We start from the raw sequence: 16,231 nt of genomic DNA, 5'->3' as shown, positions 1-16,231 counted from the left end.
GAGCAACAGTGATGAGTAACGGAACCCTTTTGGTCGCCACTGTGGGACAAGCGGTGATCCGCAGCGCCGACGATGGTCATACCTGGCATCGCCTGGGTCTGGGACAGGATCTGGAGTTTGATGCAATCACTCGATCCCTGAGCGTTCATCCCGATGCGCCTGAAGTGATCTATGCCGGGACCGACGTCGGCCTGTGTGTCAGTCATGACACCGGAGGCCATTGGCAGCGAGTGGATTCGCCATTCAACGGGCAGACCGTGTGGAAGGTTGCAGTGGATCCACAGGATGCGCAGCGCATCTTCGTCGGTACTGGTGCACCTTCGCGCGCCGTGCTGTGGCGCACCCTTGACGCCGGCCTGAGCTGGGAGCGCGCGCCGGTGGATATTCCGGAGTTCTGCGAAGGTGTCAGTCGGCCGCGCTTGCTGGCTTTCGCTTATGACCCGACTGATCGCGACCAGCTCTGGTTCGGCCTGGAGGAGGGCGGGTTGTTCCACAGCCGTGATGGCGGTGATTCCTGGACCCGTGTCGATGATCGGCTGCTGTGGGACTTCAACTCGGACGTCCACAACATCCTGGTCCTGCCCAACCATGGCCAGAAGGTCATCGTGGTGGTGTGCGTCAACGCCGTTTACCGCAGCCTCGATGAAGGGCAAACCTGGACTGGCATCATTGCCCGGGAAACGTTCGGCCTGTACTACGTGCGCGCCATGAACGCACCGCTGGGCAGTGAAAGCACCCTCTACCTGAGTATTTCCGACGGTACGCCTGGCACGACCAGCAAGGTACTCATCTCTCGGGATGCGGCCCTCAGCTGGGAGGTGCTGCCGCTGTCACAACAACCCAACTCGTGTGTCTGGGCCATTGCCTTCAACCCTGGCAACCCTCGTCAGATCGTTGCCGGGACCAAATACGGACACCTGTTCACCTCCGAGAACGGTGGGGACGGCTGGCAGAAGCAGTGGCGTGAGTTCAGTGAAATTGCTGATGTGCTCTGGACGCCCGCCGTGGCGCAGATCAAGTCCGGGCATCAATCCATCGTCAAACAGAACTGAGGTATCGCACGATGAAAATCGAGGTCGTTCGAACTCACCTGTCGCTGTTTGTCAGCGACCCTGAAACCTCGGCACGTTGGTACGCCGATGTTCTGGGTATGCACGAAAGCGCCCGGGGTGATAGCTGGGTCATGATGGCGTTTGGTGCCAAGCATCACGATATCGCTTTGATCCGCGCAGAGCCGGGGGCCCATCAGGGCGGCCTGGGTTTGCAGCACTACGGGCTGGAAATCGCCGGCGACATGACCACCCTGCGCCAGCTCTACGGCATGTTGCTTGCCAAAGGGGTTGAGGTGGTGAAGATCACCGATCACGAAATCGGTAACGGCGTGTACTTCAACGACCCCGATGGCAATCGCATGGAATTTTTTCTCGAGACCGAACATGACGACGCGCGAGGCAAGGCCCGTTTCAAGGCTGCCGGAGCGCCCAGCCGAAATTTTGATCTCGACCCACTTTGAAAGAGACCTGTCCGATGAAAACCGCAAATTTCGCCAGTTACCACATCCGCAAATGGTATAGCTTCGTCGAGGAAACCCTGGCCAACGAAAGTGGCCAGTTGGCCGATGGTGAACCGTTGTTCAAATACGCCATTGGCGCCGTGATCGCCAATCCCTATGCCGGGCGCTACAGCGAAAGCCTGGCCGAGCTGGTCGAGCCATCACCTTTGTTGGGGCAGGAGTTTGGTCGTCGCATCCAGGCACTGGCTGGCCAGCGTGAGATTGTCAGTTATGGCAAGGCGTGTCTGGTGGGCAGCCAGGGCGAGTACGAACATGGCAATGCACTGCTCACCAATCCAGCAGCGGATCCGATTCGGGTGGCATTGGGCGGTGGCAAATCCTGGGTGCCTTCCACGGGCAAGCGTGGCGGGCCTGGCGTGACCATCGATGTCCCGCTGGCCCATAAGGATGCGCTGTATGTCCGCTCGCACTACGACAGCATTTCGCTTTCGTTCGGTGATGGCCCCTCGGCGGACGAGTTGATCATCATCTGGGCCTTCGCCACTCGCGGGCGTTTGCATGCGCGCCTGGGTGGTCTCCAGGCTGCCGACATCAAGGGCAATGATGGCCTGCATTGAGGTGGGTTGACCGTGGAGACCAAACGAATGTCTGCAAACAGCCACTTCTTCACCAATCGCTCGCAGATGCGCCTGCACTATCTGTCGTGGGGCAACCCGTCGGGCATCGCGGTGGTGTTGTTGCACGGGCTGCGCTCCTATGCCCAGACCTGGGATGGCCTGGCTAATGCGCTGGGGGAGCAGTACTGTTGCTATGCCCTTGACCAGCGCGGTCGCGGTTACAGTGACTGGGCGGATCCCTCCAGTTACCGAACCGAAGCTTATGTCAGTGATCTTGAAGATCTGGTGGCGCACTTGGGACTGCAGCGTTTTGTCCTGGTAGGGCATTCCCTCGGCGGAACCAATGCACTGGAGTATGCGCGACTCAATCCGGGCCGACTGCAAGCCTTGGTGATCGAGGACATCGGTCCGGGCTCGTCGGTCAGTGGTGATGGTGCCGAGCGCATTCGGCGCGAGATGAGCCAGACACCGCTGGTGTTTGCTGACTGGGAGAGTGCCGCGCAATTCTGGCGCCAGGCTCGACCTGGCCTGTCGCTGGAGGGGCTGGCCTCCAGGCTGATGTACTCCATGAAGGAAACACTGGCCGGAATCGAATGGCGTCACGACCAGCAAGGCATTGCCCAGGCGCGCCTGAGTATTGCCCCGACTGACCTTTGGCCTGCGGTACGGGCACTGGATTGCCCGACGCTGTTCATTCGCGGTGCGCGTTCCGATTTCCTGCCCTTGGCGACCCTTGAGGCGATCAAACAGACCAGTCCATGGGTGCGGGCAGAGGAAATCGCCGACGCCAGTCATTACGTCCATGATGACCAGAGCGAAATGTTCAACCTTGTCGTCATGGATTATTTGTACGACCAACGCCTACAACCACAACAACAAAGCGGTGAATAGCGATGAAGCAGGAGAAAACCCAGGTTGTCATCGTGGGTGGCGGCCCGAACGGGATCACGGCTGCCCATTACATGGGGCTGTACGGAGTCGACTGCGTCGTCCTTGAATTGGCTGACGGCGTCCTGCCGTATCCGCGCGCGGTGGGCATGGATGACGAGGCGCTGCGTGTGTTGCAGGGCATCGGCATCGCCGAGTTGGCCGCGCGCGACATGATCTGCAACGTGCCCTTGCGTTACTACAATGCGCGAGGCGTCTGTTTTGCCGAGGTCAAGCCGAGCACGGCAAACTATGGCTGGCCGATGCGCAATATCTTCATGCAACAGTTGCTTGAAACGACGTTGCGCGAACAATTGGGCAAGCACGCCAGTGTCGAGTTGCGCCAGGGCCATGAAATGCTCGACCTGGAGCAGGATGCCGAGGGCGTGACCTTGCAGGTGCGCGATGCCGGGGGCGAGCTCTATCAATTGCAGGCGCAGTACGTGATCGGCGCCGATGGCGGACGTTCCAGCGTGCGCAAGAAGCTCGGTATCGAATTGCTGGGGCTGACTCATCCACGCAAATGGGTGGTGATCGACACGGCCAACGACACCCTGGATGCACCTTATACGGCCCTGCATGCCGACCCTCAGCGGCCCTTTGTCTGCATCTACCTGCCATATCAGCAACGGCGCTGGGAGTTCATGCTCCTGGAGGGCGAAGACGAGACCAGGATGTGCGAGGAGGCAACGATCCGGGACTTGATCCGTGGGCATATCGGCGATGCGGTCGATCAACTGGAAATCATCCGGATCCGCGCCTACACCCATAACTCCCGGGTCGCGGCGCGCTTTGTCCAGGGCCGGGTGGCACTGGTGGGGGATGCGGCGCATATTTCCCCGCCATGGGCCGGGCAGGGGCTCAATTCGGGCTTGCGAGATGTCGCCAACGTCACTTGGAAGCTTGCGGCGATTCTCCAAGGGCGAGCGTCGCCGGCGATTCTTGCCAGTTACGATCAGGAACGCCGTGGGCATGCGACCGATCTCATCGCGTTGGCCGACAACATGGGCGCCGTCCTGGGGCTGACCAACCCGCTGATGGCCGGTGTCCGGGACTGGTTGTTCCAGGCCGTCAACAGCGTCGACAATCTGCGTTCGCACTTGTTGGAGTTCAAGTTCAAACCCAAGGCGACCATCACCAAAGGCCTGGTGTATCACGAGCGCGCCGAGCTGCATGAGGATGATCTGGTCGGGCAGTTGTTCATCCAACCCTCTATCGAAGATGCCCAGGGCCAGCGCCGGCGTCTGGACGAGGTGTTGGGGCATTCCTATGCGGTGCTGGGGTATCGGGTCAATCCGAGCGAACCGCTCAGCGAGCAAACCGCTGCCTATTGGGCGCGCTGGGACACGCGCTTCATCCAGATCAATCGTTCGCGCAGTGGCGTGGGGCGCAACCAACCCTTGTCTGCCAATGGTGCCCTTTGCGTCGAGGACGTTGATAACCGCCTGGGCGAGTGGTTTGCCAAGGTGCGTGACTGCATCGTGGTAGTGCGGCCGGATCGTTTTGTCGCCGCGATCACCACACCCGAGCGGCTCGAAGGCGTGTTGCGCAAACTGGCGGAGCAACTCTCATGAGGCGCGAAGATGATCTGCTGGTCCGGCTTCATGATGCCGCACACGCCGTACACGCCTTGCCTTCGTTGGAGCTTCAGGCCTTCGACCTGTCGGCGGGCTACACTTTGCAGCGCGAGGCATTGCGCCGACGCCAGGTCGCTGGTGAGCAGTTGACCGGATGGAAGGTGGCCTTCGCTGGCCGCGCCGCCCAGGACCGTTTCGGTATCGATGAACCGGTATTGGGCGGGCTGACCGATGCCATGGTGGTGGAGCCCGGCAGTACGGTGCCGCTTGCACGGCTGATCCAGCCCAAGCTGGAAATCGAGTTGGCATTTGTCCTGGGGCGTACTCTGGAGTCAGGTTTTTACAGCGACGAGGACATTCTGGCCGCCGTGTCCGAGGTCGCGCCGGCGTTCGAGATTGCCGATTGTCGCTGGCAGGGCTGGCGTTTCGGTGTCGGGGCGTTTCTTGCCGACAATGCCGCCGCGGGACTTTATTGCCTTGGCTCGCGGATCAGGTTTCATCCTGAGCTATTGGCCCACGTGACCTATCGCCTGGAATGCGACGGGGCGCCCTGCGGCGAAGGCGATGCCCTGGCGCGCGAGGACACGCCCCAGACAAACCTGTGCTGGCTAATCCGGCGCCTGCTGGCCGACGGGCAATGTGTTGAAGCGGGTCAGGTCGTGCTGTCCGGAGCGTTGTTGCCACCCATGGCTATCCAGGCGGGCGAGTACCGGTTGCATATGCTTGGCACGGAACTGGCTTTGGCTTTCCAGGCATAAACCCCAGCCATCGTCAGGGAGGATCGAGCCACTTAAGACAGGCCGACAATAAGAACAGCGCCTCTGAGGAACGATGACCATGCTCGCCGAAGTCCGTACCTTCAATGATCCCCAGCAACACGCCGGTTCCATCCTGGGCTGGCAACAGGTCTATGACCAGCTTGGTCGTGGATGTCTTTCCAGTGAGCTGCGACAGATTTGCGCCGACCGTTTTCAGATTTTCCAGGAAGTGTTGGATAAACGTGTGGTGCAGCGAGGTTGCGCACCAAAAGGGCGATTGTGCATTGCCATGTCGCTGGGCAGCGCGCCGGTGGTCCAAGGGCATCAGGTGGGCGCCCACAGTGTGGTGCTGCTGCGAGATGGAGAGGACTTTGTCTTGCATGCCCCGGAAGGTACGCACTTCTTTGCGGTCAACGTCGACACTGTTCGTTTCGCCAAACTGGCGGCTTACGAATTGTCGGGCGAACAGCTCAAGCGTTTGAAAAGCGAATCGCAGATCAGCGTGGATGAGGCGGTGTTGCTGAGCGTGCAGCAAAGGATCCATCCGTTGTTCCGTCACCTTCTGGAACAAGCGGACGCCATCACTCCAGCCTCGGAAAAAATGTTGGAGGAGGTCCTGCTTAACGCATTCCTTGATCTGTTCAGTCATGCCTCTGACGAGGTTCGTGGCCGTCGCGGCAACGTCGCTGTCAGTGCCTACCTGGTCAAACGTTGCCAGGAACTGGTCGTAGACAGTGGTGACACATCGCTGAGCATTCTTGATCTGTGCGAGCAATTACGGGTGAGTCGCCGGACCCTGCAGAACAGTTTCCAGGCGGTAACCGGAATGCGTCCGGTCGAGTACCTGCGTAACTTGAGGCTCAATGCCGTACGGCGGCGCTTGATCACGACCCGTGCGACCACGCTGAATGTCGGTGAGATCGCCGTTGCCATGGGCTTCTTCCATCTGAGCCACTTCGCCGCTCATTACCGAGCGCTGTTTGGTGAGTCACCTTCGGACACTCCCAGGGCTGGCTGATTGAGTGTTACCTGGCTACCACTGTGCACACTAATGGGCGTCGCTTGAGCCATTTGGTAGCACGTCTACCCAATTGACGCCGGGCCCATGCACGCCCCATAGCAAGACCCTTTCCTTCAAATCAATCACTTGCACATCGATCCATTCAGTTGGCACGCATTCTGCTTTTTGAATTTATGGATAATTGGATACAAAAATTCAAAAGGTGCTGCCATGCAATTCGCTCCGAGTTACGTTGGGCGCCCGTCGATGACGGCCGAGGAGGAGGCTTACAACTTCCTGCTGGACGCCATTTGCGGGGGACGATTGCGCAAGGGTGACCGGCTGATCGCTGAAGACATCGCCAGCGAGATCGGTATGAGCCGGATGCCGGTGCGCGAGGCGTTCCGTCGATTGGACGCCCAGGGCCTGGTGACCCTTAGACCCAATCGCGGGGCCGTTGTCAGTGGCCTGGATATCGATGAGCTGCACGAAGTCTTCGAGATGCGCAGCGTCCTCGAAGGCCTGGCGATCCGTGTCGCGGTAGCCAGGATAGGCGAGCGCCAATTGGCAGCCTTGGAGCGTCTGCTGGACGAGATGGACGATTACCGCGAGGAAAGCGCCGAGTGGGTCAGCCGGCATCGCGCCTTTCATGAATACCTGTGCAGCCTCAGCGGTCGTCCCCGGTTGCTGAAGCAGATCAGTGCCCTCTATTCCTTGATCGAGGCGCCCATGCGCCTATGGCTTGAGCACGTGGAAAAACCGCTGAGTGCGCGCCAGGAACACGCGGTGATTCTTGAGGCGATTCGTACTGGCGACGCCGATAAGGCCGAGGCAGTGGTGCGCGCGCACATCGAAGGCACCGTTCCTGAGTTGATCCAATTTCTGCAATCGAAAAAATAACCAGAGCGGGCCCCGCGCCTGCCGTTGTTTTGACTTTGAGTACTGCCCGTTACTAACTGAACTGGAGTGTCTGGTCATGCATAAGCCTCGCCTGTTGGTTGCCGCCCTATCCTTGGGATTCTGTGCGCAGTGGGCGGTTGCCGCGCCCGTTGTTCCGGAGCGCTTGCTCAAGGTCGAAAAACTCGTCTATTGCTCAGGCATGGATTCGCCGCCCCTGGTGTCCTTCGATGAAGCGCAGAAACCCAGGGGCTTGACCGTTGACCTGGGCCTGGAAATCGCCAAACGCCTGGGCGACAAGAAAGTCGAGTGGCGGGTGATTCCCTTTTCCGGGCTGCTCCCGGCTTTGCTCGCCAAGCAGTGCGACATGATCGTCGACCAGTTGTTTGACAAGCCCGAGCGCCGTGAGGTGATCGATATCGTCAACTACATGTACTCCAGCCAGGCGGTGGTCGTGCCCAAGGGTAATCCGAAGGCAATCAAGACGCTGTCGGACCTGTCCGGGCATAAAGTTGCGGTGCTCAATGGCTCCACCATCAAGACGCTGCTCGACGCCGAGAATGAAGCGCTGACCAAGGCTGGCAAGCCTGGAATGAAACTGGTGGTCTACAACACCGACACCGATGCATTCCAGGCCTTGCGCATCGGCCAGGTCGATGCTTACGGCACCACGGTGGAAACCGCCGGTTATTACGCCACCATGGCCCCCGATTTGTTTGAGGAAGGGGTGCCCGCCTTCAGCCGGATTCTTACCGGACTGGGTATTCGCAAGGACGACACGCAACTGAGCGCCGCAGTGCAGCAGGTGATCAACGACATGCGCAGTGATGGCAGCTACAGCCAACTGCTCAGCAAATGGCATGTCGCCAGTGACACTCTTGATTGAGGTGAGCGTTGATGAACTTCAATTGGGATGTGTTTTGGCAGTACCTGTTGCAGCCCAGTGATGTTTACCTCACCGGGCTCTGGCTGACCTGCGTGATCAGTGTTTTGGCGATGCTGCTGGGCTGCTTCCTGGGACTGGCCGCGGCGTTGCTACGGTTGTCGAGCAATCCGTTGCTGCATTTACCGGTGCGTTTTTATGTGTGGCTGATGCGCGGCACGCCGTTGCTGGTGCAGATTGTCTTTCTCTATACAGCACTGGCGGCAGGGGGGATTTTCCGCTTCGAAGACATCGATCTGTTCGGCCTGGTGATTCCCGGCAATATCCAGGCGGCGATCATTGCCCTGGGGCTCAACGAAGGTGCCTATATGGCCGAGATCATCCGGGCCGGCATCGGCGCGGTGGACAAGGGCCAGTACGAAGCCGGGCGTTCCCTGGGCATGACGTTCGCCAAGCTGATGCGCCGCATTGTCTTGCCCCAGGCGTTCCGGGTCATCGTCCCGCCACTGGGCAACGAGTTCAACGTGATGCTCAAGAACACCACGTTGGTCAGTGTGATCGGCGTACAGGAGCTGTTGCTCAGTACCCAGATGGTCACGTCGGCGACGTTCCGGGTGTTCGAGTTGTACCTGGTGGTGGCGATCTATTTCCTCTTGTTGACCACTCTCTGGGGCTTTTTCCAGCGCTGGCTGGAAGCCCGTTTCGGCCAATCGGACCGACCCTCGTCACCACCGCCGGCGTCGACGCGGATGTTCGGTCGCAGCACCCTGAACCTGTTGAGGGCACGTTAGCCATGGCGCACAAAAGTGAAGAGCTGATCATCGAGGCGCTGGATGTGCACAAGTCCTTTGGCGAGCTGCAGATCCTCAAGGGCATATCCCTGCAAGTACGGCGCGGCGAAGTGGTGGTGCTGATCGGTGCCTCCGGCTCGGGCAAGACCACCTTTATCCGCTGCATCAATCTGCTGGAAGACATCCAGGGTGGGCGCATCCGCGTCAATGGCCGGGCCATGGGCTATCGCGAGCGGGCTGACGGCAGCCTGGTGCGTGAGTCGGAGCGCAACATCGCCCGCCAGCGCCGGGACATCGGCATGGTGTTTCAGCGCTTCAACCTGTTCCCCCACATGACGGCCCTAGAGAACATCATCGAGGCGCCGATCCAGGTGCTCGGGATACCGCGCACCGCAGCGCTGGAAGAGGCGCGCAACCTGCTGGAGCGGGTCGGTCTGGCGGACAAGGCCAACCACTACCCGTCGATGCTCTCCGGCGGCCAGCAGCAACGGGTGGCGATTGCCCGGGCCCTGGCGATGAAACCCCAGGCCATGCTGTTCGATGAACCCACCAGCGCCCTCGACCCGGAAACCGTTGGCGAGGTGCTGCAAGTCATGAAAGCGCTGGCAGAGGAGGGCATGACCATGGTCGTGGTCACCCATGAAATGGGCTTTGCCCGCGAAGTGGCAGACCGTGTGGTGGTGCTGGACCAAGGTGAACTCATCGAGCAAGGCCCGCCGGAGCAGATCTTCAGCCATCCCACGCACCCGCGAACCCGGGCTTTCCTCAGTCGCGTGTTATGACCGTTCCGGGGTGTTCGCCCTGAGTCCCGCCAATGAATTGAAGAGTCTTTGCCATGCTGAAATTTTCTGCTCACGAGTACCCTTATCCGTCGCAACGCCAGAGCGTTTTTGCCCGCCGGGGCATGGTCGCCGCGTCCCAGCCTCTGGCTGCCCAAGCGGGCATCGAGATCATGCAAAAGGGCGGCAACGCCATTGATGCGGCCATCGCCACGGCGGCGGCGCTGACGGTGGTCGAGCCCACGGGTTGTGGCATCGGTGGCGATGCTTTTGCCTTGGTCTGGTGCAAGGGCCAGTTACATGGCCTCAACGGCAACGGCCATGCACCGGCGGCCCTGAGTATCGAGGCGGTCAAGGCGGCCGGCCATGAACGGATGCCGCTCTATGGCTGGACGCCGGTAACCGTCCCGGGTTGCCCATCGGCCTGGGCCGAGTTGTCGCAACGCTTTGGCAAGCTGCCCTTTGCCGTGTTGCTGCAGCCGGCGATCAGCCTGGCGCGGGACGGTTTTGCGCTGTCGCCGGTGGTTGCCCATCAATGGCAGATCGCTTTGAACGAATTCACGCCTCATCGTGATCAGGTCCTGGATGCCTGGTTCCAGACTTTTCTGATTGACGGTCGCGCGCCACGGGCCGGGGAGATTTTCCGCAACCCGGCCCAGGCCCGAACCCTTGAAGAATTGGCTGCCACCCGCTGCGAGAGCCTGTATCGCGGCGCCTTGGCCGAACGCCTGGATGCCCACTCCCGGGCCAGCGGCGGCTACCTTCGCGCCACGGACCTGCAGGATTATCGCGCCCAATGGGTGGCACCGATCCACGTCAACTATCGAGGCGTCGATGTCTGGGAAATCCCGCCGAGCGGACAGGGGCTGGTGGCCTTGATGGCGCTGAAAATACTGGAGGGCTTCAGCTTCGATCACCGCGACAGCCAGCAGACCTGGCATCGCCAACTGGAGGCCATGAAGTTGGCCTACAGCGACGGCCTGCACTACATCACCGACCCTCTGCACATGCGTGTGGCGGTGACTGACCTGTTGAGCGAGGAGTACAGCGCCTGCCGTCGCGCCCAGATCAGCGAACAGGCCCAGGCACCCAAACCCGGCGATCCCCACGCCAGTGGCACGGTGTACCTGGCGACTGCTGACGGGGAAGGCAACATGGTCTCGTTCATCCAGAGCAACTATCACGGATTCGGCTCCGGCGTGGTGCTGCCCGACAGCGGGATTGCCTTGCAGAATCGCGGACAGGAATTCAGCCTGGATCCGAGCCACGCCAATTGCCTGGTCCCGGGCAAGAAGACTTTTCACACCATCATCCCTGGTTTCCTCACCCAGAATGGCCAGGCCCTTGGCCCTTTCGGCGTGATGGGCGGTTACATGCAGCCCCAAGGCCATGTGCAGATGGTGATGAACCTGGTGGACTTCGGCCTGAACCCGCAAGCGGCGCTGGACGCTCCGCGCTGGCAGTGGCTTGGTGAGATGAAAGTTGGCATCGAGCAGGGTGCCTCCGGCGACTTGGCCAATGCCTTGGCGCGGCGCGGTCATGAAGTGCAGATCGCCAGTGACCGGACTGATTACGGACGAGGCCAGATCATTCTCCGCGACCCGGTCAGCGGTGTCCTGTGCGGCGGCACCGAGCCCAGGGCGGATTCTCATATTGCTGTGTGGTAGGCACGATGAACCGGCCGTGCTTGCAGGGACTCCCGGGGGCGTATGGTTGAGAACCCGGGAGGACGAGCGCCGCCGCAGGCAACACTCCATGACCGATGAAACACTCATTGCGTCGTGATAGCACTCAAGTGAATAAAAACGATTGAAAAAACCCTCTGGACGCTATACACCGAAGGCTCACTGGCATATTGCCCGGCAATCAGTCATTCAATCTCGCCACTGTGGCGCAGGGAGCGCTGATGAGTTTTCGCCCATTGAGCGATCCCCCGCAGCCATCGAACCATTACGGTGTGGCAATTCACCTGCAAGAAAACCCGGATGCGGCCGGCATGGCATACGTTGGCAACGAAGACGCGATCGAACAATTGCTGGAATCAGCGCGCACCTGGACCCACACCACCCAGTGGGTGGTTTATCGCGCCGGTGAACAACTGCATCTGCTGGGGCAGGGCGACCCAGGGCAACAGTGGCCGGCCAGCGTTGCGAACGCAGAGTTCGAGACCTTCTGCCGGACCAGACGGTTGTGCCGCTGGCCGACCGGTCGGGGCGAAAGTGTGCTGGGTTGGCTACTGGCGCCAGTCACCGATACCGAGGAGCCGGCCCTCGCCGAGTTTGCCCGATGCCTGGGCATCCAGGTACAGACCAACACCCTGGCCCGGGCCCAGATTACTCAGCGTGTGCTGTATGAAATTACCTACCTGGCCAGCTCCACCCGCGACCGCTCCGTGTTCCTGGTGGGGGTTCACCGGCTGCTCGCCAGCCTGATCGATGCCGAGAACTTTTATCTCGCGCTGTATGACCCCCACAGCGGAAAAATCGACTACCCGTACTACGTCGACATCATCGACGTCGATGCCGTGGAGTCCCAACACTACGAATACCTTGACCCTTCACGTCTGTCGTTGACCGGCCAGGTGCTGACCTCGGGCCAGCCGTTGCTGATCGATGCCGCGGGCATTTGCGCCGCTCAGGCCGAGGGTCGTTTCTATTGCGTGGGTGATCGTCCCGAATTCTGGATGGGCGCTCCGCTGAAAAATGCCGCCGATGAAGTGTTTGGCATGCTTGCCATGCAGGTCTACGACGTTGCACGCACCTACAGCGCCGAAGACCGCGCGCTGTTTCTGGTGGTGGCCCGGCACGTGGCCATGGCGCTGGACCGGATTCTGCACCGTGAGGGCATGGAAGAGACGGTGATGCGTCGCACGCTGGAACTGTCGGCAGTCAATGACGCGCTGAGGCAGGAAGTGGCAGATCGAGAGCGCGCCGAACACCTGCAGAGTGCGCTATTTCAGATTGCAGAACTGTCGAGCCAGCCTGGCGACATGGCGGAGCTGTTCCAAACCTTGCATGGCATTGTCGGGGATCTGCTGTTCGCGGAGAACTTCTACATCGCGCTGTTCGACGACGCGATCGGTGAAGTGACCTTTCCGTATTATGTCGATGAGCGCAAAACCACCCTGCCTGAGGCACGCCGTGGGTGCCGGGGCCTGACTGAGTACGTTATCCGCCAGCGTCGTCCTTGCCTGATTGATCCTTTCGACGCGGATCGGTTGTCTGCACAGGGTGAACTCGAAGTGGCCTACGAGTCGGTCCGCTTCCATTCCTGGCTGGGCATTCCGTTGTTCGATGGCGATGTGGTACGGGGTGTGCTGGCGGTGCAAAGCTATACCTCCCAGGTGCGCTACACCTTGCGCGACCAGGAACTGCTGACGTTCGTGTCACGGCACATTGATACGGCATTGTCGCGCCGCACGGCCGCAGAAGCGATCCATGCCGCCAACCTCAAGCTCGAAGCCAGGGTGCAGGACCGCACCCGCGAACTGGATCACGCCAACGCCAAGCTGCAACACGAAAACGCCCATGATGCGCTGACCGGGCTGCCGAATCGCTCCTACCTGCAGCAGCGCCTCAATGTGGCCTGGGCGCGGTTCGAGAGCGAAGGCGGGCAACTGTCGGTGATGTTCATCGACCTCGACCGTTTCAAGATGGTCAACGACAGCTTCGGCCACCATTTTGGCGATTTGCTGTTGATGCAGGCCGCCCACCGCTTGCGCAGTTGCCTGCGTGACACCGACATGCTGGCCCGCCTGGGGGGCGATGAGTTTTCAGTGCTGGCGCCCGAGGCGACACTGGAGGTGGTGATCGAAATCGCCGAGCGGATTCTGTCGGTGTTCGACCTGCCGTTTTTCATCAATGGCCACGAAGTGTTTTCGTCGTGCAGTATCGGTATTGTCAGCGCCGACAGTCAGTTTCACCACGAACCCGCGGACTTGCTGCGCGATGCCGATGCGGCGATGTACCGGGTCAAGAATGCCGGGCGCGACAGTTACGCGGTGTTCAACCAGGAAGTGCGTCGTGAAGTCTCGGACCAGGTTGAGCGTGAAGGGCACCTGCGCAATGCGCTCAAGCGTACCGACGAACTGCTGCCGTATTTCCAGCCGATTGTCAGCGTCGAAAGCGGCGAGCTGGTGGCCCTTGAAGCGCTGATCCGCTGGCATCAACCGGGTGGCCGGATCATCGCGCCGGGCGAGTTTCTGCCCGATGTCGAGGGGTTGCGTCTGATCGGTCGACTGGATCTGTACATGCTCACCAGCATCGTGGCGATCCTCGCACTACCGCAACACGCCAATTGGCCACCGGTGCATGTCAATTGCTCCAGCTACAGCATGACGCGCCCGGATTTTGCCGATGATGTGCTGGCACTGTTGGCCCGTTACAACGTCGCGCCGTCGCGGATCTGCCTGGAGTTGACCGAAGGTGCGCTGGTGGCCGAGCCCGCCATTGCCCGATTGACCATGCAGCAATTGGCCGACAACGGCATGTCGGTGGTGCTCGATGACTTTGGCGCAGGATTTTCATCCCTGAGCTATGTGCATCAATACCGTTTCAGCGGTTTGAAGATCGACAAGTCGTTCATTTTCGAACTGACCACCAGCCCCCGCAGCCGGGCGATCGTCCGGGCGATCGTGCGTATGGCCGAATCACTGGACCTTAGCGTGGTGGCCGAAGGTGTCGAAGATGAAGCGACGTTGCTCTTGCTGCGGGAGATGGGGGCAGGGCAGGCCCAAGGTTATTATTTCGCCAAGCCGATGGGGCTGCAGGCATTGCTGGCGACTTCGCTGGTTGGTGGCTAGGTGCGTGGAACGGGCGGTTATTTCTGCCTGAGGGCGGCGATGGACAGGCCTGAGACGATGAAGGTCAATCCCGCGCCCAGGTTCAGTCCGTTGGCAAGGCGAGGGCGTTGACAGATGTATTGCGACAGGCGCGTGGCGAAGACCCCCATCAACGAGAACCCCACGGCCGTCAGCAGGGCGAACCAGAACCCGTAGACCAGCATCTGTACGGTGACCGAGCCGAGCGCGGGGTTGATGAATTGAGGGATGAACGCCAGGACGAACAACCCGGGTTTGGGGTTTAGCGCCGCCGAAAGAAAGCCTGCAAGCAAAATGCTTCGCAGTGGCTGTCGTGCGGCGGGCGCGAAGGTTATCAGGCTTCTGGAGCGCAGCACCTTGATCCCGAGCCAGACCAGATAGGCCGCCCCTACCAATTTGACGACCCAGAAGGCAACCGTCGAGGTCTGGATCAACAGCGTCAGCCCCAACGAGGCGGTGGTGACGTGAAACAAAATGCCCAGCCCAGACGACAGGCCGGACACGATGGCGGCCAGGCGACCCTGGCTCAGCCCCCGTCCTATGGCCAGCAGATTGTCAGGACCGGGTGACAAGACCAGCAGCACGCAGGCTGCGGTGTAGGTGAACCAGATATCCATCGGAAACACGGTGAAGCTCCCTGTGAGGTATGAATGGGGTCAACGGATGATGCCCGCGAGGCTGTCCTGGATTGTGGCGCTGGCAGAGACAAGGCCAAGGTCCTTCATTTCTAGCAGCGGTGAACCGGTTCGGCAACTCAATAACGGGCCCCGAACTCCTCGGCAGCGGGGCTGATGGGGGGAGTAACGCTGGGATCAACGACCGTTTCATGAGGATTCGCTTCACCCACTTGAACGTCTACTACCACGCGGCCTCTGACGTAATGCAGGGCGAACATACGCCGCTCATTCCGACTTGGAGGATAGGTTTACATGAACATTCTAATGGTCCTGACATCCCACGATCAGTTGGGTGACACCGGCAAGAAAACGGGGTTTTGGCTGGAAGAATTCGCCGCGCCCTATTACGTGTTTGTCGACGCCAAAGTGACGGTTACGCTCGCCTCACCAAAGGGAGGGCAACCGCCGCTGGACCCCAAGAGCGACGAGGAACAGGCCCAGACGGACGCCACTCGCCGCTTCAGCGCCGATACCCGGGCCCAGGCAGCGTTGGCCGACACGGTGCCGCTGGGCGAAATTGATCCCTACGACTTCGATGCCGTGTTCTATCCCGGAGGTCATGGGCCGCTGTGGGATCTGGCCGAGGACACTGATTCCAAGACCCTCCTCGAAGCCTTTTACGCCGCGAATAAACCCATCGCGGCCGTCTGTCACGCGCCTGGGGTGCTCAAGAACGTCAACGCGCCGGATGGCCATCCAGTGGTCAAGGGCAAGAAAGTGACCGGGTTCACCAACTCTGAAGAAGAGGCCGTGGGATTGACCCAGGTGGTGCCATTTCTGGTGGAGGACATGCTCAAAGCCAGAGGTGGCGAGTATTCAAAGGCGGCAGACTGGGCGAGTTACGTGGTCGAGGATGGCCATCTGATCACCGGCCAGAACCCGGCTTCTTCCGAAGCCGCCGCCAACGCGCTGCTCAAGCGCTTGCAGCAAGAGCAGAAGGCTTGAGTCAGCTCAAACAAGGGCCGGATCGCAACCGACGCGTCGGCCTTGAGG

General features: G+C 60.5%; 15 protein-coding genes. 14 read left to right on the top strand and 1 reads right to left on the bottom strand.

Features of this window, described 5'->3' with window-relative positions; genetic code table 11:
• Positions 1-11: 11 nt before the first annotated feature.
• From AC3I65_RS15275 to AC3I65_RS15215, 13 genes are all read left to right on the top strand, one after another.
• Entirely contained in the window at positions 12-1,052 is a 1,041-nt protein-coding gene (locus AC3I65_RS15275; RefSeq protein ID WP_305466114.1) for a VPS10 domain-containing protein, read from the top strand.
• Between the two features lie 11 nt (positions 1,053-1,063).
• Positions 1,064-1,513 carry a VOC family protein gene (locus AC3I65_RS15270; protein ID WP_139049805.1) on the top strand — a complete coding sequence of 150 codons (450 nt, stop codon included), beginning with the start codon at positions 1,064-1,066 and terminating at the stop codon, positions 1,511-1,513.
• Between the two features lie 14 nt (positions 1,514-1,527).
• A complete protein-coding gene (locus AC3I65_RS15265; RefSeq protein WP_139049806.1) occupies positions 1,528-2,130 on the top strand; it encodes an amino acid synthesis family protein in 603 nt (200 codons plus the stop codon).
• A gap of 27 nt (positions 2,131-2,157) precedes the next feature.
• The gene (locus tag AC3I65_RS15260; RefSeq protein WP_139049807.1) at positions 2,158-3,021 is read left to right on the top strand and encodes an alpha/beta fold hydrolase; all 864 of its coding nucleotides are present in this window, start codon (positions 2,158-2,160) and stop codon (positions 3,019-3,021) included.
• 2 nt (positions 3,022-3,023) lie between these two features.
• On the top strand, positions 3,024-4,631 hold the full coding sequence (locus AC3I65_RS15255; RefSeq protein WP_160892074.1) for a bifunctional 3-(3-hydroxy-phenyl)propionate/3-hydroxycinnamic acid hydroxylase: 1,608 nt from the start codon (positions 3,024-3,026) through the stop codon (positions 4,629-4,631).
• Positions 4,628-5,392 (top strand): 2-keto-4-pentenoate hydratase, encoded by a 765-nt coding sequence (locus AC3I65_RS15250; protein WP_488523954.1) that lies wholly within the window; start codon positions 4,628-4,630, stop codon positions 5,390-5,392. The genes AC3I65_RS15255 and AC3I65_RS15250 overlap by 4 nt, the downstream gene beginning before the upstream one ends.
• A gap of 79 nt (positions 5,393-5,471) precedes the next feature.
• A complete protein-coding gene (locus AC3I65_RS15245) occupies positions 5,472-6,410 on the top strand; it encodes a helix-turn-helix domain-containing protein (RefSeq protein WP_139049810.1) in 939 nt (312 codons plus the stop codon).
• A gap of 213 nt (positions 6,411-6,623) precedes the next feature.
• Positions 6,624-7,292 carry a GntR family transcriptional regulator gene (locus tag AC3I65_RS15240; protein ID WP_047225539.1) on the top strand — a complete coding sequence of 223 codons (669 nt, stop codon included), beginning with the start codon at positions 6,624-6,626 and terminating at the stop codon, positions 7,290-7,292.
• 76 nt (positions 7,293-7,368) lie between these two features.
• Entirely contained in the window at positions 7,369-8,175 is an 807-nt protein-coding gene (locus tag AC3I65_RS15235) for an ABC transporter substrate-binding protein (RefSeq protein WP_488523953.1), read from the top strand.
• 11 nt (positions 8,176-8,186) lie between these two features.
• Entirely contained in the window at positions 8,187-8,963 is a 777-nt protein-coding gene (locus tag AC3I65_RS15230; protein WP_047225541.1) for an amino acid ABC transporter permease, read from the top strand.
• A gap of 2 nt (positions 8,964-8,965) precedes the next feature.
• Positions 8,966-9,745: an amino acid ABC transporter ATP-binding protein gene (locus AC3I65_RS15225; RefSeq protein ID WP_107322847.1), complete on the top strand. Its 780-nt coding sequence runs from the start codon at positions 8,966-8,968 to the stop codon at positions 9,743-9,745.
• 53 nt (positions 9,746-9,798) lie between these two features.
• A complete protein-coding gene (locus AC3I65_RS15220; protein WP_139049816.1) occupies positions 9,799-11,409 on the top strand; it encodes a gamma-glutamyltransferase family protein in 1,611 nt (536 codons plus the stop codon).
• Between the two features lie 239 nt (positions 11,410-11,648).
• Positions 11,649-14,543, top strand: a complete 2,895-nt coding sequence (locus tag AC3I65_RS15215; RefSeq protein WP_281460098.1) for a sensor domain-containing phosphodiesterase — start codon at positions 11,649-11,651, stop codon at positions 14,541-14,543.
• 17 nt (positions 14,544-14,560) lie between these two features.
• Here the strand turns inward: AC3I65_RS15215 and AC3I65_RS15210 are convergent, their stop codons facing one another.
• Positions 14,561-15,187 (bottom strand): LysE family translocator, encoded by a 627-nt coding sequence (locus AC3I65_RS15210; RefSeq protein WP_305466106.1) that lies wholly within the window; start codon positions 15,185-15,187, stop codon positions 14,561-14,563.
• 303 nt (positions 15,188-15,490) lie between these two features.
• On the opposite strand from AC3I65_RS15210, the gene AC3I65_RS15205 reads away from it, so the two are divergent.
• The gene (locus AC3I65_RS15205; protein WP_047225546.1) at positions 15,491-16,183 is read left to right on the top strand and encodes a type 1 glutamine amidotransferase domain-containing protein; all 693 of its coding nucleotides are present in this window, start codon (positions 15,491-15,493) and stop codon (positions 16,181-16,183) included.
• The last annotated feature ends 48 nt before the right edge of the window (positions 16,184-16,231 follow it).

It is taken from the genome of Pseudomonas sp. N-1-13, assembly GCF_057787095.1.
This window is presented reverse-complemented; position numbering and strand designations above follow the sequence as displayed.

Coding starts and splice junctions, on each gene's coding strand:
- AC3I65_RS15275 (WP_305466114.1), top strand. CDS start 12: ATGAGTAACGGAACCCTTTTGGTCGCCACTGTGGGACAAGCGGTGATC.
- AC3I65_RS15270 (WP_139049805.1), top strand. CDS start 1,064: ATGAAAATCGAGGTCGTTCGAACTCACCTGTCGCTGTTTGTCAGCGAC.
- AC3I65_RS15265 (WP_139049806.1), top strand. CDS start 1,528: ATGAAAACCGCAAATTTCGCCAGTTACCACATCCGCAAATGGTATAGC.
- AC3I65_RS15260 (WP_139049807.1), top strand. CDS start 2,158: ATGTCTGCAAACAGCCACTTCTTCACCAATCGCTCGCAGATGCGCCTG.
- AC3I65_RS15255 (WP_160892074.1), top strand. CDS start 3,024: ATGAAGCAGGAGAAAACCCAGGTTGTCATCGTGGGTGGCGGCCCGAAC.
- AC3I65_RS15250 (WP_488523954.1), top strand. CDS start 4,628: ATGAGGCGCGAAGATGATCTGCTGGTCCGGCTTCATGATGCCGCACAC.
- AC3I65_RS15245 (WP_139049810.1), top strand. CDS start 5,472: ATGCTCGCCGAAGTCCGTACCTTCAATGATCCCCAGCAACACGCCGGT.
- AC3I65_RS15240 (WP_047225539.1), top strand. CDS start 6,624: ATGCAATTCGCTCCGAGTTACGTTGGGCGCCCGTCGATGACGGCCGAG.
- AC3I65_RS15235 (WP_488523953.1), top strand. CDS start 7,369: ATGCATAAGCCTCGCCTGTTGGTTGCCGCCCTATCCTTGGGATTCTGT.
- AC3I65_RS15230 (WP_047225541.1), top strand. CDS start 8,187: ATGAACTTCAATTGGGATGTGTTTTGGCAGTACCTGTTGCAGCCCAGT.
- AC3I65_RS15225 (WP_107322847.1), top strand. CDS start 8,966: ATGGCGCACAAAAGTGAAGAGCTGATCATCGAGGCGCTGGATGTGCAC.
- AC3I65_RS15220 (WP_139049816.1), top strand. CDS start 9,799: ATGCTGAAATTTTCTGCTCACGAGTACCCTTATCCGTCGCAACGCCAG.
- AC3I65_RS15215 (WP_281460098.1), top strand. CDS start 11,649: ATGAGTTTTCGCCCATTGAGCGATCCCCCGCAGCCATCGAACCATTAC.
- AC3I65_RS15205 (WP_047225546.1), top strand. CDS start 15,491: ATGAACATTCTAATGGTCCTGACATCCCACGATCAGTTGGGTGACACC.